General features: G+C 38.5%; 24 protein-coding genes. 5 read left to right on the top strand and 19 right to left on the bottom strand.

The window, feature by feature from the left end:
- On the top strand, positions 1 to 1,974 hold the full coding sequence (locus tag IGJ45_RS08620; protein WP_409531731.1) for an ABC transporter permease: 1,974 nt from the start codon (positions 1 to 3) through the stop codon (positions 1,972 to 1,974).
- A 200-nt stretch (positions 1,975 to 2,174) separates the two neighbouring features.
- On the opposite strand, the gene IGJ45_RS08615 is transcribed toward IGJ45_RS08620, so the two are convergent.
- The 9 genes from IGJ45_RS08615 to IGJ45_RS08575 form a co-directional block, all read right to left on the bottom strand.
- Positions 2,175 to 2,426, bottom strand: a complete 252-nt coding sequence (locus IGJ45_RS08615) for a hypothetical protein (RefSeq protein ID WP_138371900.1) — start codon at positions 2,424 to 2,426, stop codon at positions 2,175 to 2,177.
- A 33-nt stretch (positions 2,427 to 2,459) separates the two neighbouring features.
- Positions 2,460 to 2,642 carry a hypothetical protein gene (locus IGJ45_RS08610; RefSeq protein ID WP_003126552.1) on the bottom strand — a complete coding sequence of 61 codons (183 nt, stop codon included), beginning with the start codon at positions 2,640 to 2,642 and terminating at the stop codon, positions 2,460 to 2,462.
- Between the two features lie 87 nt (positions 2,643 to 2,729).
- On the bottom strand, positions 2,730 to 3,380 hold the full coding sequence (locus tag IGJ45_RS08605) for a hypothetical protein (protein WP_138371899.1): 651 nt from the start codon (positions 3,378 to 3,380) through the stop codon (positions 2,730 to 2,732).
- 47 nt (positions 3,381 to 3,427) lie between these two features.
- The gene (locus IGJ45_RS08600; protein ID WP_103300850.1) at positions 3,428 to 4,210 is read right to left on the bottom strand and encodes a hypothetical protein; all 783 of its coding nucleotides are present in this window, start codon (positions 4,208 to 4,210) and stop codon (positions 3,428 to 3,430) included.
- The gene (locus IGJ45_RS08595) at positions 4,200 to 4,742 is read right to left on the bottom strand and encodes a sigma-70 family RNA polymerase sigma factor (protein WP_103300851.1); all 543 of its coding nucleotides are present in this window, start codon (positions 4,740 to 4,742) and stop codon (positions 4,200 to 4,202) included. The genes IGJ45_RS08600 and IGJ45_RS08595 overlap by 11 nt, the downstream gene beginning before the upstream one ends.
- A gap of 90 nt (positions 4,743 to 4,832) precedes the next feature.
- Positions 4,833 to 5,303: an HIT family protein gene (locus IGJ45_RS08590; protein WP_208774405.1), complete on the bottom strand. Its 471-nt coding sequence runs from the start codon at positions 5,301 to 5,303 to the stop codon at positions 4,833 to 4,835.
- Between the two features lie 14 nt (positions 5,304 to 5,317).
- Positions 5,318 to 5,683, bottom strand: coding sequence for a hypothetical protein (locus IGJ45_RS08585; protein WP_103300853.1), 366 nt, complete (start codon positions 5,681 to 5,683; stop codon positions 5,318 to 5,320).
- 352 nt (positions 5,684 to 6,035) lie between these two features.
- Positions 6,036 to 6,515 carry a GNAT family N-acetyltransferase gene (locus IGJ45_RS08580; protein ID WP_409531728.1) on the bottom strand — a complete coding sequence of 160 codons (480 nt, stop codon included), beginning with the start codon at positions 6,513 to 6,515 and terminating at the stop codon, positions 6,036 to 6,038.
- A gap of 49 nt (positions 6,516 to 6,564) precedes the next feature.
- Entirely contained in the window at positions 6,565 to 6,930 is a 366-nt protein-coding gene (locus IGJ45_RS08575) for an HIT family protein (protein WP_103300855.1), read from the bottom strand.
- Between the two features lie 172 nt (positions 6,931 to 7,102).
- Here IGJ45_RS08575 and IGJ45_RS08570 point away from each other — a divergent pair, with 172 nt between their 5' ends.
- A complete protein-coding gene (locus IGJ45_RS08570) occupies positions 7,103 to 8,125 on the top strand; it encodes a Gfo/Idh/MocA family oxidoreductase (RefSeq protein ID WP_003126561.1) in 1,023 nt (340 codons plus the stop codon).
- Positions 8,126 to 8,207: 82 nt separating this feature from the next.
- Here the strand turns inward: IGJ45_RS08570 and IGJ45_RS08565 are convergent, their stop codons facing one another.
- Positions 8,208 to 8,540, bottom strand: a complete 333-nt coding sequence (locus IGJ45_RS08565; protein WP_138371894.1) for a helix-turn-helix domain-containing protein — start codon at positions 8,538 to 8,540, stop codon at positions 8,208 to 8,210.
- 194 nt (positions 8,541 to 8,734) lie between these two features.
- On the opposite strand from IGJ45_RS08565, the gene IGJ45_RS08560 reads away from it, so the two are divergent.
- Positions 8,735 to 8,992, top strand: coding sequence for a LexA family protein (locus IGJ45_RS08560; RefSeq protein WP_103300856.1), 258 nt, complete (start codon positions 8,735 to 8,737; stop codon positions 8,990 to 8,992).
- A 52-nt stretch (positions 8,993 to 9,044) separates the two neighbouring features.
- On the opposite strand, the gene IGJ45_RS08555 is transcribed toward IGJ45_RS08560, so the two are convergent.
- Positions 9,045 to 10,037 carry a DNA/RNA non-specific endonuclease gene (locus IGJ45_RS08555; protein WP_409531727.1) on the bottom strand — a complete coding sequence of 331 codons (993 nt, stop codon included), beginning with the start codon at positions 10,035 to 10,037 and terminating at the stop codon, positions 9,045 to 9,047.
- 697 nt (positions 10,038 to 10,734) lie between these two features.
- Between IGJ45_RS08555 and rsgA the strand changes: the two genes are divergently transcribed.
- Positions 10,735 to 11,688: a ribosome small subunit-dependent GTPase A gene (gene rsgA / locus IGJ45_RS08550; RefSeq protein WP_409531724.1), complete on the top strand. Its 954-nt coding sequence runs from the start codon at positions 10,735 to 10,737 to the stop codon at positions 11,686 to 11,688.
- 258 nt (positions 11,689 to 11,946) lie between these two features.
- On the opposite strand, the gene IGJ45_RS08545 is transcribed toward rsgA, so the two are convergent.
- The 4 genes from IGJ45_RS08545 to IGJ45_RS08530 form a co-directional block, all read right to left on the bottom strand.
- Entirely contained in the window at positions 11,947 to 12,297 is a 351-nt protein-coding gene (locus tag IGJ45_RS08545) for a DUF2200 domain-containing protein (RefSeq protein WP_103300859.1), read from the bottom strand.
- 89 nt (positions 12,298 to 12,386) lie between these two features.
- On the bottom strand, positions 12,387 to 12,671 hold the full coding sequence (locus tag IGJ45_RS08540) for a hypothetical protein (protein ID WP_005473131.1): 285 nt from the start codon (positions 12,669 to 12,671) through the stop codon (positions 12,387 to 12,389).
- On the bottom strand, positions 12,668 to 12,946 hold the full coding sequence (locus tag IGJ45_RS08535) for a hypothetical protein (RefSeq protein ID WP_113849692.1): 279 nt from the start codon (positions 12,944 to 12,946) through the stop codon (positions 12,668 to 12,670). The genes IGJ45_RS08540 and IGJ45_RS08535 overlap by 4 nt, the downstream gene beginning before the upstream one ends.
- 88 nt (positions 12,947 to 13,034) lie before the next feature.
- Positions 13,035 to 13,397 carry a hypothetical protein gene (locus IGJ45_RS08530; protein ID WP_409531722.1) on the bottom strand — a complete coding sequence of 121 codons (363 nt, stop codon included), beginning with the start codon at positions 13,395 to 13,397 and terminating at the stop codon, positions 13,035 to 13,037.
- A 370-nt stretch (positions 13,398 to 13,767) separates the two neighbouring features.
- Here IGJ45_RS08530 and IGJ45_RS08525 point away from each other — a divergent pair, with 370 nt between their 5' ends.
- Positions 13,768 to 14,004: a glutaredoxin domain-containing protein gene (locus IGJ45_RS08525; protein ID WP_123836289.1), complete on the top strand. Its 237-nt coding sequence runs from the start codon at positions 13,768 to 13,770 to the stop codon at positions 14,002 to 14,004.
- 807 nt (positions 14,005 to 14,811) lie between these two features.
- Here the strand turns inward: IGJ45_RS08525 and IGJ45_RS08520 are convergent.
- The 4 genes from IGJ45_RS08520 to IGJ45_RS08505 all read right to left on the bottom strand — a co-directional run bounded on the left by IGJ45_RS08520 (position 14,812) and on the right by IGJ45_RS08505 (position 18,775).
- Entirely contained in the window at positions 14,812 to 15,666 is an 855-nt protein-coding gene (locus IGJ45_RS08520; RefSeq protein ID WP_103300861.1) for a sce7725 family protein, read from the bottom strand.
- Positions 15,667 to 15,670: 4 nt separating this feature from the next.
- The gene (locus IGJ45_RS08515) at positions 15,671 to 16,345 is read right to left on the bottom strand and encodes a hypothetical protein (protein WP_021149701.1); all 675 of its coding nucleotides are present in this window, start codon (positions 16,343 to 16,345) and stop codon (positions 15,671 to 15,673) included.
- Positions 16,346 to 16,437: 92 nt separating this feature from the next.
- Positions 16,438 to 18,072 (bottom strand): hypothetical protein, encoded by a 1,635-nt coding sequence (locus tag IGJ45_RS08510; protein ID WP_156247513.1) that lies wholly within the window; start codon positions 18,070 to 18,072, stop codon positions 16,438 to 16,440.
- Positions 18,056 to 18,775: an ABC transporter ATP-binding protein gene (locus tag IGJ45_RS08505; protein ID WP_103300863.1), complete on the bottom strand. Its 720-nt coding sequence runs from the start codon at positions 18,773 to 18,775 to the stop codon at positions 18,056 to 18,058. The genes IGJ45_RS08510 and IGJ45_RS08505 overlap by 17 nt, the downstream gene beginning before the upstream one ends.
- Positions 18,776 to 18,874: the final 99 nt, after the last annotated feature.

Below are 18,874 nucleotides of genomic sequence, written 5' to 3'. Positions count from 1 at the left end.
ATGTTCTTTCAAAAAATCGCCTTTTCCAATTTGCGAAAAAACACCAAAGCTTATACTCCTTTTTTACTGTCCATGAGTCTTCTAGTTGCAGTGATAATGATGACACAAATCATTGTAAATAATCCAGGGATGAATAAACTGCCAAGCAGTCAAAGTGCTATTTTTATGTTTCGACTAGGAAATATCATTTTAATGGTTTTCGCCGCCATTTTTTCGTTTTACACCAATAACTTTTTGATCAAACAACGAAAAAAAGAATTTGGACTTTACAATGTTCTAGGATTAGGGAAACGAGAAATTGCGTTAGTGGTCTTTTGGGAACTTTTTTATAGCTGCCTCATCAGTCTGGCCGCAGGGCTAGTTGGAGGTCTTTTGTTTGCACGATTGGGGTTCTTGATTTTAAAAAGAATTCTAGAGGTGGGAGAATCCTTCGTATTTGAACTGTCTGTAGAAAGTATCGGTCTTGTGATCCTTTACTTTTTGATGGTTTATGGCTGCCTTTTTCTATTCAATATGCTGCAAGTCCGGCGAACCAAGCCGATCGAACTGCTGCAAGGTAGTAAGCGCAATGAACAAGAGCCGCGAGCAAAAGGCTTTTTAGCCCTTCTAGGGATCATTTGTTTAGCGGTAGGGTATACAATTTCTGTCACAATCAAGTCGCCCATCAGCGCCTTGGCACTCTTTTTTGTCGCTGTGATTCTTGTGATCATCGCCACGTATCTGTTGTTTATTTCTGGCAGTATTAAAGCATTGCAGTTTTTAAGAAAGCGATCCACTTATTATTATCAGACGACCCATTTCATCAATGTATCAACGATGCTTTATCGAATGAAACAAAATGCAGCAGGTCTAGCAAGTATTTGTATTTTGTCAACAATGGTTTTAGTGACTGTTGCCACAACAGCTAGTCTTTATTTCGGACAGAAGAATGTGGTGGAAACACGATTTCCTTATGACTTTCAGATCGAGTCAGAGGCGAATCTGCAACAATTGAACCAAGCCATCGATAGTCTTGAAAATAAAGTAACGCTCAAAAACCGGAAACAAGTCACTGCTACTAAAGACCTACTTTTTACGGTTGAGGGAAACACACTTACTCCTTCAACAACTTTTGAAGATAACAGCGAGAATTTAGAAAAAGCGGTCTTTCTCACATTTGTTACTAGTACGGAGTACCAAAGAATCACAGGAAAAGAAGGACCAGAAAAAGATGAATTGTTGGTCTTTCCAGAAACTTGGACCCATCAAGCGTTGCCTAAAGAGCTGACGATCGATCATAGTCAGTTCACTCTTCGATCACTAACTGACCTGCCACCTTTTACTCAAGTGGAGAATCCCGTTCAACAACTTGTGGTGGTAGTCGATGATACTTGGCTTTCTGAGAAATTAACTAGTTGGTATCAGGAAAAAGAATTCCTTATCTATCAACAACCAGTGATCACTACTGTTTTTGACTTCCAAGTGCCTGAAACCAGTGATCGAGAAACAATGGGCAAAGAGATACGAAAGGACCTTCAAGCAGCTGATCCGAATGCACGCATTGAATCAAAAGATCTCTTCCAAGTACAGACCAAAACGTTTACGGGAGGATTCTTTTTCTTAGGGTTGATTTTTGGACTGATCTTTATTTTGGCAGCTACATTAATCATCTATTACAAGCAAGTCTCTGAAGGAATAGAAGATAAAGAACGTTTTGAGATCTTACAGAAAGTTGGCTTAAGTCATAAAGAAGTCAAGCAAGTGATCCAACAACAAGTATTGATGATTTTTTCTTTTCCATTGGTAGCTGCGATCATCCACCTTGCATTCGCGTTTCCGATGATTCGCAAGCTGCTTTTGCTTTTCGGGTTGACCGACCGCAATCTGCTGATCAGTGTGACTGTTGTATCAGTTGCTCTTTTCGCAGTCATTTATCTGTTGGTATACCTTATCACAGCAAAAGTCTATTACCGACTTGTTGAACGAGAGCAATAATTGTTTGTCACTCACTAAGTTAAATTAGTTAAATTGAACAAAAAATACCCAAAGGAATAGAGCCCTCAGTGTTTGCATTACTGCAAAGACCTATCGTCAATGACAACGTCATGACTTGCTCTTTTCTCTGGGTATTTTTTAAGAAAATTCTCTATGCTAGCTTCTCCGATTCACTTTCGATACGAATAAATGAAAACTAATCACCGAAGCACGAAAGGTAGCATCCAGATGCCATAAAGCAGACAAGCAACCAGAACACTGCCTAAAAAAGAATTTTCTGAATGCCACATAAATGCAAGTTCGATTGCAAAATGAACGAGAAGAATAGCGACAGCAAGTACCGCAGACTGATCAGTAAACAACAACCAGCCATAAATAAGTATCAGACAGATAAGATAGAGAATGTACCATTTTCTTAACTTTCTTGGTAGATAACGAACATTGCCAATCATCTGATGCTCCTTTCAATAAATCCACTCTCGGAACTATTTGTTTTTCTTGATCGTCATGACTACTAACGGGATCGTTAATGTGATATACCCAATAATAGAGGCCACCAACAAATAAAATGGCATAGTTGAAATATTGAATAAGTTGGTCAGTAAAACAGCAACCACCATAGATACGAAATAGCAAATAAACAATTGTACAAAACGTTTGAGATTCATCGATTTTCCTCCACAACAAATTTTTGATTATTCCTGCAATATTGTAGTCAAGCTAAGGTTCTGAAAGTTAGGTTCTTCTGAAGTGATTTAGGGAAGAACTTCCTGCATGACATCCATCTGATCTGCAGGAACGTTGCCAGCATAGTTCGGCGTTGCTAGGGAAAGCCCACCATCATGGTTGTAAAACAAATACATTGTACCATGGTAGTCTTTACGATCTTGGGTTCCACCCAGTATTTTACCGATTGAGATTTGTGTATTCACTTTGACTTCACGAATTTGATTCGTTCCTACACTAAAAACGCGAATTGTTTTTGTGGGAACCGTTGCGATTGTTGCTCGGTAGCGGCTAGTCACGGAATCATCGGGTGTAGAACTTTCAAAAGTAACTTCCTCTTTGCTCTGATCAATAGTAACAGTGTCAGGAACGTTGAATCCTTCAAAAGAAAATGTCAGGACATTGGATTGTTGTGACATATCTACTTGATAGGGATATGCGCTTGCTGTTTCTGGAGTCTTTGGTGACTCCGTCTTTGATACCGATTCACTGGTAGACCCGCTAGCAGAAGCCCTCGTAACAGTTTTTGCATCTGAAAGAGAAGATTGCGATGATTCTACGGTTTCGCTAGTCATTTGTTTTTGGCTGCTCGAAGATGTGGCTGCTTCTTCTGGTACGTTTGCAGAACAGCCGCTTAATAGCAAGGATAGCAGCAATGGGACAAGTACCTTTCTTTTCATAAAACGGGTAGACCTTCTCTCGTTAATTTTTGACTATTATAACATAATTATCGGACAAAAAATGATCTCTGATCAACAAACCCAATCAAATCACGATAGTACCAGTCTTTAAAAATCCCGATTCCAAAGACGATCCCCAAGACTAACCCAATAGCTAAAAGAATTAGTAAAAGATTGACGAATATCATCAATCGATAATTGAAATGCCAATTACTGATTATGTAATCTAAGGGATTTTTACGGTGGATTTTTTCAGTGATTGGAATTTTTTTGAGTGCAGGAATCGTGTCATGGAAATGTTGAAACAGTTGATAGTCTTTCTTTGTCAATACATCACTAAAAATATGGCTATCCGATTGAAAATCAAAGTAAGCCCAAAACATGATTTCCTCGTCTTCTGGTTTCTCAAAGCGATTCAGTTTACGCGTCTTCAAAGAAAATGCCGGAATCGAGGAGTAGGGGTAACTGAAATAGGTTTGATCATCTAAAAAGTCGATGATCACAAGAAAAAGGATCCGTTTTTCTGTAAAAACAAATAGACGATTACTCCGAGTATCATTGAACTGTGCGACATATTGCTTTGCTCTTTCTGTACGTGCATAAGACAAACCAGCTATCCCTTGATTACTGATTGCAAGGTTGCCTGAAGTTGAGAGAGGGAGATAGCCTTGAACTGTTTCGTCTTTATCTAAGAGTGATTGAATTTCAGTCATCAATTCTTGAAAAAAGATATATGTTTTGCCATTAGCTAAAAGACGATTTTTTTCATCTTGCGTTACTTCATTTCTGAGACGACGATTTTCTGAATCAACGATCTGTTTAAAATTCATCACGATTCATCCTTTCTTTCCAAATCTTTTTCAACAATTTTCTGCCGCGAGATAAGTGATTATAAATAGCTGTTGTCTGCAAATCCAGTTGTTGCGCGATCTCTTCTGGACTTTCTTGATAAAAATAATATAAAAGAAAAATTTGTTGATCGACTTGGGATAACTCTTCGAGCCAAATCAGAAATTCTTCTTCACTTAACGGGGATTCCGTAATAGCTAGCTCTTGATATTCTTCAATACTTTCTTGTTGAAATGCTTTATTTAACTTACGCTTGCGATCGATTCCGCGACTTCGAGTAATCAGCAAGATCCAAGTGATAAAACTACTTTTCTCAGGATCATAGGCCTCGATTTTTTGCCAGATTTCATAAAATACTTCATTTGCTACATCTGACCATTCACTTTGTTCATGAGGGGCTTGTAAGATTCGATGGATGGTCATAAGAATACTTGACCCGTAGCTATCAATTAGTTGTTCCAAGCCGGTATAATCTTTGTTCTTGATCAAATGAATCATTTGATGATCGTTCATTTTTTCACCTCTTTGTCTATTATACGGACGTCTCAACTGTTTTCTATCAGAGTTGTGAAAAATTCTTTTATCAACAAAAAAAGCTCCTGGTCAAGAGCTCTCATTGATCACCGGAACGGATTCAGTCAAAGAAGTCGTGATTCGCTGACGTATGAGGTGATGTTTCTCTTCATCATAGGTATTCTGCGGACATGTCCAATATGTTGCTGGATATAGCCAAACAGGTTTTGAACGACGCTCTTCGGTCTCCCAAGAATATCGTGGAAAAACGTGTGCATGAAGAAATTGATCCGTGTTGCCAAGAATATCGTAATTGACTCGCAGTGGCGAACAGGCGGCTAAAATGGCATCACCCAGAACACTCATCGAGACGAGAAATTCTTGTCTTTCTTCCAGTGATAAATCATTTAGGCTTCCGACTGATTTTTTAGGTAACAACACACAGTAGCCTGGTAAAAATTGGGTATCGCCAAAAACCGCAAAACCACCCGATAATTCCTTCATTAACATGGGATTTGTTCCATTTTGACAAGCTTTGATCCGATCATTGCGCCAATCCATCGAAATTCGCTCCTTTAACGAATTATTTTATCAGTAAACCAACGAAGTCTAAATCGTTGACAAAAATGATCCCACAAAAATGTACCAAAAAACGCACCCACGAAGTAGAGTGTCCATGAAGCAAGTTCAAAGGGATTTCCAAATAAAAGAGACATGATTCCACCGATAATAAAAAGATAAGTACCAATCAGAATCTTTCGCAAGGTAGAAGGTAACTGGCGAATGAAAAAGGAGAGTAGAATAAATATTAGGAAATTCATTAATTGCAGCACGTCTAACCAAGCGAAATGATGAACGATAACCTGTTTCATAAGATCTGCTCCCATAAAAATCAAAAAGAAAAAAAGCAGTTTTATCCAGGATGGTTGATGTTGTTCCATAAATCCACCTTCTCTTATAGTAATTATCTAGTTTTAAAATACATAATTAATTATAACATAAGATCAGCAACATTATAGAAAGATGATGAAAAGGAACTAGGAAATAAATTGCATAAATAAGGAAAGAAACTGATAAAAGCTAGTTGAGAAAACGAATGAGTGGCTCCAAAAAACGCTTGTATGAGACCTTTTCGTGAAACTCGTTTGAACTTTCTCTCGAAAAGTATCAAGGAAACAAGAAGTGTTTTTTATTTACCAGTATAATATTATGTAAACAAGATTACCTATGACAGTCGCTCTTTAAGAGACTCTGTCATAGGTAATGGGGAGAAAAGACAATAAGTAATGAGTTTTAGTGGATATGTTTGGTAAGAAATACACGATCCATACCAGTCACAATCGGGCTCGTACGATCTGATAGCTGATAACCGAGTGTTTGATAAAATGAAAGTAGGCGGGTTTCTTGCAAAATCGTACTTAGCTGCCATGTCTTAATAGACGAGAATCTAGCTTCGGCTAACTGAATGGCCATTTTACCAATCCCATGATTTTCATTAGCAGGCAAAATACAGATGGGGGCCACTCGAGCTACCAGCGCCGGGGCTTCTGATAGAACGATTCGTACAAAACCTACTGCTGATCCGTCGGCTTGGATCAAATAGAAATAATTATTCTCTCGTTGGTACTTTTTAGAGAAATTCTCATACGTTTCCAGATAAGGGGAGGTTTCTGTATCATGATAGTGTTCAAACAACTGTTTAAAACTTTCTTTTTGTATCCGATACGCTATCGGTAATGTTTGGTAGGTAACTTTTTCTAACTGAATATCCATTGATCATTCTCTCTTTCATTGTTCAATTGACGACTCGTTAATAACCTTCTTACTTTTTACTGTCATGAAAATCGGGCCAAGCATTGATGCCGTCGCCTTCTTTTCGAGGAATCAAATGGATATGCAGATGATTAACGGATTGTTGGGCAGCAGCGCCATGGGCACTTAAGAAATTGATACCTTCAAAGTTACCAGATTTCACGCAATCTGTTGCCACCTTTTTTGCTGTCTTGGTAACTTGCACCCATATTTCTTCGTCACAAGCAAGAATAGAAGTTACATGTTGTTTCGGTATAACTAAGAGGTGACCGTCTACAGCGGGATTTTTAGGAAGAATCGCCATTGTCCATTGATTTTCATAAATGATTGTTGCAGGAAGCTGTCTGGCTGCGATCTGACAAAAAGGACATCTCATCGTTTTCTCCTTTTTGAATCAATCATAGTCTATTTGTTTCAAAATGATAAGCGCTTTGTTTCATTAGTTAATTAAGGAGACATACAAATCGGCGGCGAGAAGGATTCTTGCTTCCATCTAATCGTTTGTTTGACTATAATGGAACTATCATGAAAAATGGGGGCTTTAAACTATGCTAACAATTGCTTATATTGGCAATGGAAAAAGCACTAATCGCTATCACTTGCCGTTTGCTACTAAATTATCCGACAAAATCCACGTGAAAACAATCTATTCCCGAGTGATTCGCGATACTTGGGCAAAACTTCCTGGAACGACCTACACAACAGATATCAACGATATCTATGATGATCCAGCGATTCAATTAGTCGTTGTGACTACTCCTAACCATCTGCATTTTGAAACTGCCAAGGATGCATTGCTTCACGGAAAGAATGTATTGCTAGAGAAACCTTTTACTGAAACATATGCACAAGCTCAAGAACTTTTTGCTTTGGCTGCAGAAAAAGGACTGTTGATTCAATGTTATCAAAATCGCCGCTACGATTCTGACTTTCTGACTGTCCAAAAAGTTATTGAAAGTGGCGTTCTAGGGGATTTACTTGAAGTAGAAATGCACTATGACTATTATCGCCCCGAAATTCCAGAAAATACACAAGAATTCTCATTAAATAGTAGTTATCTTTATGGACATGCTTGTCATACCATCGATCAAGTGCTGTCTTATTTCGGCGAACCAGAGACATACCATTCAGAAGTTCGCCAACTTTTAGGTCCGAATCGCATGAACGATTATTTCGATCTGGACTTCTTCTATGGCCCTTTAAAGGTATCGATCAAATCAAGCTATTTCCGAATCAAAGAACGACCAAGCTTTGTCGTTTATGGTAAGAAAGGCATGTTTGTCAAACAAACCAAAGATCGCCAAGAAGAGCATTTAAAAATGTTTTATATGCCTGATCATGCGGACTTTGGAATTGATCTTCCTGAACATTATGGCTGTCTGACGTATTATGATGATGAAGGAATCTATCATGAGGAAAAAGTAGTTTCTGAAGTAGGGGACTATAGCCGTGTTTATGCCGGACTGTATGAAGCTATTATTAATGGAAAGCCTAAAACAGTCAAAGACGAAGAAACCCTAGTACAAATGAAGATTCTTGAAGACAGTATCCAAGCAGTTTATCCACGATAATTTCATTTCTGGTAATTCTCGTCAGAGAGCAGGCCAAAAGCCATCTGATTCTATTTTTTTAGAGACAGATGGCTTTTTTCAATTAGCGTTTTCTATTTTTTTGCTTAACAAAAGCGATATATTCTAAGATATCCGTGATTTCTTCCTCGGTCATATCTTTGATTTGATGGGCCACTCGCCGTTGATTTTCGTCATAATCCCATTCATCATATGAAACGGAATCACCAATCAATAAAGGCAATGGGACTGAGAGTGCTTTTGCCAATTTTTTTGCAGTATCCACATGGGGTGTCTTACGCTTACCATTTTCAAAGCGGGAAATTTGCGCTGCACTGACTCCAGATTTCAAAGCCAACTGATTGACGCCGAGCTGTTTTTCTTCTCGGAATTTTTTTAGATTTTCGCCAAAACTCATACCAACGCCTCACTTTTTTCTTCTACTCTTTTCATCATAAAGTCAAAAGAAAACAAATGCGATGAAAAGCCAGCGACTTCTTCAAAAACTGTTGTTCCAAGGGAATTTTTCATTTATAATATTACCTATAGGAAATAAACGCTTAGGTTTTTCAATTGTCCGTTGCTTTTGTCTTCTACCCCCTGGAGGAAAATATGATTAGAAGAGATCGGATCTTATTATTTATTGATGCTTATCAGCAAGAACAGAAACGAGCACCATCTATTCGAGAAATTTGTGCCCATGAAGGAATCAAATCAACTTCTCTCATTCACCGTCATCTACTTCGGATGGAAAATAGAGGCCTAATCACGAGAGAAAAATTTCCAAAATCACGCACATTGCGTTTAACAGAAGCAGGAAATAACTATTTGACAGAGTTACAAAAATCAAGGTACGAGCAAGCGCTATAAGGTTAACGTGTCGAATAGGGATGCTCTCAAAATAAAAAAGCCTATGGCTTTTTTATTTTGGTGCTCGATAACCAGCAGCTTTGGCTTCCGCAATCGTTTTGAACCATTCTTTTGGATTTGTCGTCTGTTCATAGCCTCTCGTACCTGGCAGATGATAAATGCCATTTTTTGACCCTTTGATCAGACCATTTCCCTTCGCATCTACATATTCTTTTTCATCTTCAGCAACATTCGATGTAGTATTTTTTGCCGAAGTGCTAGTCGCATCCGATGCTTCTTCAGAAAGCACACTTGTCCCATCTTGGTAATGGATCGTCACACCATCTTGAATATTGAATATATAAATATTGAAGCGGATCGTATTATCGCCAATCGATTGGGCTTGCATTTGAACGCCTCGTGCCACTAATTCATCACCGCGGTAAATAGGAGTCACCGAATAACGAACATAATGGCTGGGATCTTGTTCTAAATAGTATTTGATATCCATTTCATAGCGTAACATTTCGGGATTATTCAACTGTTGTGTACCTGTGATCAGATTTTTCCAGTTGGCATTTTCTCCCGCCAGAGCAAAGCCGATCAAATGAGTTCGATTATAAAGATAACCTTTTTTCAGCTTTTTATTGTGCCAGCCTGTAGGCGTGACACTAGAGATATCCCCGCGTTTTTCAGTAGGCATCAGGGATTGATTCAACATAGCTTCCGCAGAAGTGGCTCGATTTAAGTGATCGAGATCACCATATTTTTCCCATGCACCATTTTTTGTAGAGAGGGTATCTTGTGAGAAGGAGGGGACATTGTTGTTGATAGTAATGGTTTGTGTCCCTTGATACGTCAATGCAGCGAGATTATTTGCTGACTGGGTTTCTTTTGTATGCGAATCTGATGCTTTAGAAGACTTCGACTGTTTCACCTGTATAGTAGATGAGTGTCCAGGTGATGAAGTGGGGTTCGGGTCTTTTTGGGTTTGCGTGTACAAGCTGATACCAAGTACAGCAGCAATCAAAAGACCACTGATTGTACCAAGAAGTTTCTTTGCCATGATTTTCTCCTAACATATGGTTTGCTCCTTTGTAAAATCGCGAGCGTAAGATGTGGTTGCGAGTTTCAATAAAGGAGGAAAAAATAAATATTCTGCTGCTATCATACCATTTTTTAAATAACAGTTGAAAAGAAAAAAACTTTTTTTACCAAATATTTCTTATATGAATAAATAGAAAAGAGAATATTATATAACGAATCATTCACAAAAGAACTAAGATTATTCACTAATGGGTAAAGGAGAATGGTCAAAAGTTAATGAACATAGGGAAGATAGGGCAAGAATGGGGATCTCAGAAGAAGATAGGAAGGAACAACGATAATAGTAGAACAGTGATACAAGGGGAGGCTTATTGCTTAATGAGCGAGGAGCTATCTTGCTTGAAAAAATCGTAGAGGATGAAGAGAGTTTAAAGGGGACTGTCTATCGTGTGAGTTTCAGCTTTTTCGTTTTAGTGGTTTTGAAGCCATTGACAGGGGATATTCAACGCTCCATAGCACTTCTTGCGGCTAATCATTATTGAGCCATAAAAGAAAAGCTAGTCTGACAATCGCAAGAAATGCTATACTAGGGATACATCAATCGATGAATTTACTCACGAAAGGGGAAATGTCATATGAATACTTATAATGGACGTCAAGATCATGGAGGTTTCCCTTTATAGAGTGGCACCTCCAAACATAAATGGAGGGAATTCATGGAAAATCAAGGAATTGTTATCTTTCAAGCGAAAGATCTGGCAAAAGTATTCTTGTCTTCAGGAGAAGAACGTTATGCCCGTGTCTCCGGAAAGTTTCGCCAGCAAGCAACAGCATTGAAAGACTATCCGATCGTAGGCGATCGGGTAATGGGGCATTGTTATGATCAAAATCAATTTTTGATTGATACCGTCTTGCCGCGAAAAAGTTTTTTACAGCGGAAAGTAGCTGGAAATCGACCAGACGAACAAGGAATCGCTGCTAATGTGACGACTGTCTTTCTTACAACAAGCGCCAATGAAGAGTTTAATCTCGCTCGCTTGGAGCGGTTCGTTACGATTGTTTGGAACAGTGGAGCCAATCCAGTCATTGTATTAACAAAAATCGATCAGATGGACACAACAGAAACAGAAGCAATCATCAACCAGCTGAAGCTGACATTCGCTTTGCCGGTTTTAGCTACCACCATCTACAAAGATGAGCGGACGCAATTCGAACCATTTTTGACGCCAGAAAGCATGGTAGCCTTTATTGGTTCTTCAGGGGTTGGTAAATCTTCTTTACTCAATCAATTACTAGGAGACGAACGGCAGACAACCAAAGCCATTCGTGAAGAAGATGGGCGTGGTCGTCACACTACCACGAGTAGACAGCTGTTCCGCTTGCCAAATGGGGCAATGGTCATCGATACTCCTGGCATGAGAGAAATCAGTTTGGAGACGGTTGCTGCTTCTTCATTAGATCGGTATTACCAGATGATTGAACTTTTAGCAGAAAAATGCCGCTTCAAAAATTGTCGTCATGAATCAGAGCCAAATTGTGCAGTCAAAGAAGCGTTAGCTTCTGGAGAACTCTCGCAAGATCTATTTAACCGTTACCGTAAAATGGAGAAAGAATTGGCCTATTTGAAACACAAAGAACACCTGCAAGCACGTAAAAAAAGAGAAAGATAGCAATACTAAAAGCGCTGTGACCTGAATGCTGTATACATTTTGACTCGTTTTCCTAGTCACATTAAGAAAGGGAGGTACCAAAATGGGATTCCTGCAAAAGAACCACAGCGCTTTTTTTAGACTGAATTTAAATAAAAAAATCCGTCGGACATGAATGCCCAACGGATCGAAGCAAACGATTTGCCCCTGCCAAGGTAGTCTCATTATACGTAATGGACCAATGAAACGCAATAATTATAGAATAGGACCACTTAAAAACTAACCTCGCAAAATTTTTTCAATTGTTTTTCCTCTGGCTAATTCATCAATCAATTTATCCAAGTATCGAATTTCTTGCATTAAAGGTTCCTTGATCTCTTCTACACGAACGCCGCAGATAACTCCTTTGATCATTTTTCTTTTCGGATTCAAGTCAGGCGCCTCTGCGAAGAAACGTTCCATTGAAACTTCTTCTGCTAATTGTCGGGACAGACCTTCTTTCGAATAACCAGTTAACCAAAAAATAATCTGATCCACTTCATCTCGGGTACGATTTTTGCGCTCCGCCTTCTGTACATAGAGGGGATAGACACTTGCAAAAGACATGGTGTATATGCGCGGATTTCCCATTTTTTACCTCCGTTGAAAATGTTTTCTTGATCTATAGTATACCATGAATAAAAAGAAGAATGATTGGTTAGTATCTCACAGAAAAAAGATCAGAGAATGATCTGTCGATCTTCTTCACGAAACCCATAGACCTTTTGTCGTTCTTCACCGTCCCAATAGAGCAAAGGCAAGTTTTTGTGCAACATTAAACTCGTGTAAAGTTCTTTGATGGATAGTGGGGGACGATTAGGTTCAAAAAATAAAATCAAGTTCCCAGAAGCATCTTGTGCAATCGTCGTGAAAGGGACCAAGGTTTCCTTACGGCTTAAGTAAATTCCCTGATACTCTTGTTGTGTCGTTGTCGTTAATGCTGTCAGCAAATCCCGCGCTCTCATGAAAGAACCGCCTTTCCTCGTTGTTTAGACAATTGTTCGATGTCCATCATAATTTTCGTTTTCCCCCGAACAGCATATTTACGGACAATAAATTGCTTGCGCGCATTCCACTCGCCAACAGCCACCAAAGACATGCCTTCCGTGACATCTGCTAAAAAAGATAAGCTATGGCGATTGATCAAACAATTCGTCGTTCCTACTGTAAAACGGACGAGGGGAGAAGAAGTAAACGTCAGCAATCGAATCTTTGTCACTGTTCCTTTAATCGTTTGCATAAGGGAAACCTCCTTTAAAAAAAATAGATTTGCACATTCCGTAAAAAACTTTCCGATTGTACGCTTGTCGTGGCTCATCGCCTACGATTCATTCATCCAGTGCGAACCATTTCGTCTCTTCGAAAAAGGAAATATGCCGGATCTCATCGTAATGTACTTTACGTCCATCAATATAAATGCCTAAAGAATCGTAGCTTTGGATCATGCCGACCACGTCAGGAGGGTAGAGACCGTCTTCATTGACTTCTTCACATTGGATCGCTACTGCTCGACTTTTGATCCTAGCTAAAGTCAACACTTCATTGATCTCTTCGCTAGTCATGGATGGCTTTGCAGGCCACACAAAGTGACGCTGGCGCTCATCCTGTCCGACTTCTGTTGTATGTTCCGATAGAAAGAATCCCTGCCATTTTAATTTTTTCCGATCTTCGTAGGGTTGGAGCATGCCCATAAGAATCACCTCTCACCACTATAATACAAACATTCGTTCGCATTTGTAAAGCGAACAGTTCTTTAAATTTTGCCGCAAAAATAGATAAGAGTGAGGGCGATCTTAAACTCAAACAGGACAGGGATGGATGGATACACTTTTTTAATGACTTTTATCAGCAAAATCTTTTTCCCGCAACTCACATCAGGTCAGTAGTAAACCAACACGATAAAAAAACGCGTATCATAACAATATAAAAAAATAAAACAAAACAATCTATTTTATTTATATGTTAATAAGTAAAGATTATTGAACTAAACAAGAATTAAATTTACAATAAAAAATAACGTACAAACCAATAAAAATAAAAAGGATGGAGAAATAATATTATATGATAACGCTTTATTGTAAAACTAATTGTATTCAATGCAAAAAGACAAAATTATTTTTAGACGCTCATCGAATCCCATATATCGAAAAGAACATTGAAGAAAAAGAAGAATTTCGCGAAGAAGTGAAACTATACGGATTCCAGTCCGTACCAGTTTTAATCCCTAATGCCTCAACTGGTTCGAACCCGTGGTTTGGCTTTCGCCCAGATGAATTAAGAAAACTCAAACAGAAATGATCGTCGCAGCCGCCAGACACAACCACAGGAATGCATTTTATAACAATCGATCGCTATTTTTTGAAGTAAACTCAAGAATTGATTTTAAGGAAATTAACTCAGCTTAATCTGATACCTAATAAACTTATAAACGAAACATACACAGCAACAGCAACAATTTTATGAAATCAAACAAATGAGTCACTTAGTAACAAACGAAAGATCTTAATGACGAGACCCAATCAAATGAAATCGATGTATTAAACTAGTGATCAGTGACAATACACCAAGACAATACATCAATTAGCAGCCAAATAAACACCAATGACAGGAAAATTGGCGAATCGTTGTTGATTTCAATATTCATAAGGGGAAAAAGACAGCGAGAGAGGTTCAAAATGCAAAAATCAAAAACATTTTGAACCGTCTTTTTCCAAATACAACTTTGTATAATATATATTATGTAAACTAAAATAAATAATTTTTAAAGTTCTGAAAAAATCTGGTGAATTTACTTCTCCTCCCTCTGATTGAGCTGTATTTTTTCTTAAAAACAGCGATTTTTCTTAAAGTGAACCATTTTGAGTAAAAAATGAGTCTTTGCCGCGCAGATTGATGATTTTTATGTATTGAATGCCAGTATTGTACAGTTGGCTTCCTAAAACAAATTTTAGCGTGCTTCAGCTGCTTATTAGGATTTTTGATGCATGACTGATTGGTGATTTCAGTGATGATTGAACTGCAACCAAAATCTATGATTGTAGCTGCAGTTAGATTTCAACTCCTGAGAGAAACTTTTCTTTATATGACTGATGACATAACTAACAATCATGTAAAATGATAACGGCTGATTAATTCCAAGTGGTTCATGACAGCAGCTTTCCGCAAAACACCCATACCTGGAAACTTATCCTTTTTGTATGCTTCAAGTAATAACTCTAAGCCTGATGTTTGAGTTGGATAGATTTCTTCATGTTGCAAAACTTGTGACATGAGCTGTAGAAACTTTTCTTTTTGAGTTTCTAATGATTCGTCCGAAACAAAATGAGTGATTCGCAACTTTTGCTGCTGATCAACAAATAGCCAGTGTAAAACAATTGTTTTAGAGGGATAACTATGTGCATAATAGATTTTGCTGTCGATAGAAAAATCACTATAGCCGGAAAATCCTTGCTGCTCGTAGTGTTGATAAACGGTTGGTAGCACTTCTTCTGGTACTTCCTGATAGAAGCTGTTTCTAGGAAGTCTAGTAAAAAAATCATGCATGAGAATCTTTGGTCCCTGGATTTTTTTCAATAAACGGAATTCTTGTCCAACTAAGATCGGTGTCTGATTTTTACTCCAGTCACTGGCCAACGCTGGAGCAGATTCATGAACAACCCAAAGGTCCGGCTGACAGTCAATGGTTTCAATTGGCTGATCGATGATATAGGCTTTAGCGTTAGGCAGTGTTTGTAATAAACGACTTCCTTCTTCCGTCAGAAAGTCCCCCGCCTGTGGATTGACGATAACAAAAAAAGGATGCGCTTTTTTCTGAAACAGCTCGACTGTATCCCAAAAAGTCTTGGATTGCCGGATAGGCTCAATGACGGGTTGAACTTCTAAAGACAGCTGTTCCATTTCTAATAGACTTTTTAATGCCAACAAGTCAAATTGTTTGCCGCGAAAATATGGATAATACATAGTGCTACTCCTTTTCTTGTGTCAAAAAACGCTGTTCCAATTCGAAATAAGCTTCTCGCGTTGCAGCCAGTTCTTCTTTTAGCGCTTCAATAGCTTGTAGCTGCGTATCTTCAATAAAACGGTCGTAGTAATTGACCCCGCCGCCAAATAAATCGTATTCTGGTTCCCTTTTCTTTAGTTCTTTGTACAATCGTTCCGTCGAGAAAACGCGCAAACCTCGTGCTGTTTGCTTGGCCTTCCCCACTTCTCGTGCTTGTGCAGAGATCAAACGATACAACAATGCGTTTTCGTTGACGAGTAAAGATTGCCGCTGCGGTTTTTTCTCGACACTAAAATAACCAGGGCTCCCCTTTTCTTGATCAGCAAATGCATGGTAAACCAATACACCGATGGCAGCAGGAATCTCTTCCTTGACCTTTACATATAATGCATGCGGCAAAACAAAATAATTATAATGCCCAATAAATGACAGCTTCGCTTTTGAACGAAAATCCGCCAGGCTGACTTTTAATTCATAACAGCGCCATTCAAACAAATTTTCTGGTGTTAAGCGACAACTTAGAGTATCAACGATTCCTTGATCATCCGGCATGATTACCTCTTCGATGACGATATCACTGTTTTCGCGACAGTAATAATAAAGGGCTTCTTCCATTTCAAGAGTCAACGTAGTTTTCATCTGACTAGACCCTCCTATTCACAACTTTCTCTCATTATAAAACATATGTTCGCATTTGTGAATAGGTTTTATAATGCAGTCCTGATTCTCTCCTATTCTTTGATTTTAAAGGTCTTCGGCGCGAAGCGAATGATTAGTACATATCCGACAAAAACATAGAGTAATAAGACCATTGAGACAACGATCGAGTAAGCAAATCCAGAAACATGCAGGCGCAGGTTGATATAGCTGATCCAATACAATACTCCACTGACAAATTTGTAGACCGGATTGACCACTCTCATGTCCCCAGTAAAAGGTTGTAACAAGTAATAGATAAATAATTCATGAAATGAGAACAATGCTGTCAAACTCGTCAATAATAAAAATAAGACCCCAATGAAATACCAGCTAGCTTGCAATCCATTTAGCAAGTCCCATAATAAGAAGCCGCCAAAAATACTTCCCGCAAAGACTCCGTTGTAAAACATTGATTTGATAAAACGGTAATTAAACCCACTGAGGATCGTTTCTTTCTCCCGATAAAAAGGATAGTAAAGCATGGAGATGTCACAGTTAACAAAAACCATTTGGACGATTGCTTTTCCCAATGAACCAAAATACATGACTAAAAATAGCGCTGGCAGTAGTGCTGTCAGATCCTCTTCATTAGGATATGGAACAATCTTCAAAAAGGATAATAAAATCAATCCTAAAAATAGAATAGACACAATACCGACACGGTTCAGCAATTTTTTGCGCAACAGTTTACGGTATCTTTGAAAGAGCAATCCGTTGAGGTATTCTGATCCTTGCAAATGAGTGAGTGGCTTCTCTTGATCCAAAGAAAGTTTTTTCTGCATTTCAATCCCTTCATTGAGATATTGACTTGAATCTGAACTGATGGTTTCTAGCACACTAAATTGCTGATAGCTTTTTTCAACAGAATAAAGGAAAAAATCATTTTCTTGTGTAAAGTGTTTTAGGTAGTAAAAACAGCCAGTGCCGGCAATCAGAAAGAACGCCAAAAGTCCCAACCCGAATGTCATAGTTGGAATAATCTGTTGAAGCAATAAGCCGTAGAGCGACGCTAAAGTCAGCATAGATATGGCTAGTCGCCAACCGATGCGCCAGCCACTGCCCCATTGCTTTTGGAATCCCCAGCGAATTAGACTGGCAGCTGCCACACAAGCAAAGCCAGCACCAAAGATACCAACGAGGGTCAGCCAACTATTGCCAGCAAAAAAGCTGTACAACAAAAATGCTGGTAGATAATAAATAATGGATTGGATCGTCTTAAAGAAAAGATTCATTCGCAAATACTGTCGTTTTGACACCATGAAGTAATCCGTGAATTCAATCGCTTTTTGATCTAATGTAAATGAGAACAAAGAAAAAAAATTGCTGGCTAGTGCAACGACCACTAGCCAAGTATAAAAACCAGCAATCATTATTTGTTCTTCAAACTGATCAAAAGAGCCAAATAAATTCTCCCAACCATGAAAAGCAACCAAGGCAATTGCATAATAAAAAAGCAGCCAAATAATTTTTGTGAAAAATGGCAAGATCAAGCGCAAGCTAAATAATACAGTAAAAAGCATTTTTTTGAGACCGTATTGCCCATAAAGATCATGGGGAAGATGTTTTCCAATCAAAGGAATTTTGGTCAAAAAATAGAGAAATCCATTCGCTTTCGTTGAAAAAATCGTCTCTTCATAAAGCCAATAAAGTTTAATCCATTGCAGCATCGGGCTCCCCCTCCGTCAGCAAAGTAACGATTTCTTTCTCAAAATCTGGTTCATGAATGTGAGAAGGATCAATCCCGGTCAATTGATGATTATTTAGTAGGACCACTTCATCACATAAATCTTGTGCAAGCTGTAAAATATGAGTGGAAAACAGTATGATCGAATCCTCTTTTGCTGATCGGATCATTTGTTTGATTTCATGGGCAGCTACAACATCGAAGGAGGTCAATGGTTCATCAAACAACATGATTGGTGGCTGCACCATCAAAGAAAGAAGCATTTGTACTTTGTTTTTCATGCCATGGGAATAATCTTTCATTAAACGATGCTGCTCTTCTGAAGAAATTCCTACAGACATTAAAAATTCTTCTGGAGAAAGCGACTGTTTGATGCGCTCCCGATTGACATCCATAAAAAAGCGCAAAAACTCAATCGCCGTCATAAAACCTGGCAGATGCGGTTGCGTGAATGTAAATCCGACATCTGTATTTTCATAGGTTCGTTGATTGTCGTCTTCAACTAAATAAATACTCCCGCTATCAACGGTCATATTCCGAGCGATACATTGGAATAACGTCGTTTTCCCTGCCCCATTGCGCCCTAAAATACCATAGATTTTTCCGGTTTCAAATTGATAACTTGCCTGATCAAAAATTTGTTTCTTGTCAAAGCTTTTGGAAATAGCATTGATCTCTAAAAACAAAAAAACACCCCTTCTCTTTAAAAACAAAGATTATTAACTAGAGATCGCGCTTGCAAGGTTTTCTAAGTGAAACGATTTACGTTGGTAGCCGTCATCATC

The organism is Enterococcus sp. DIV0574 (assembly GCF_051711125.1).
Classification (GTDB): Bacteria; Bacillota; Bacilli; order Lactobacillales; family Enterococcaceae; genus Enterococcus_D; species Enterococcus_D gallinarum.
The sequence above is the reverse complement of the archived record's forward strand: the minus strand, read 5'-3'. Positions and strand labels throughout refer to the sequence as shown.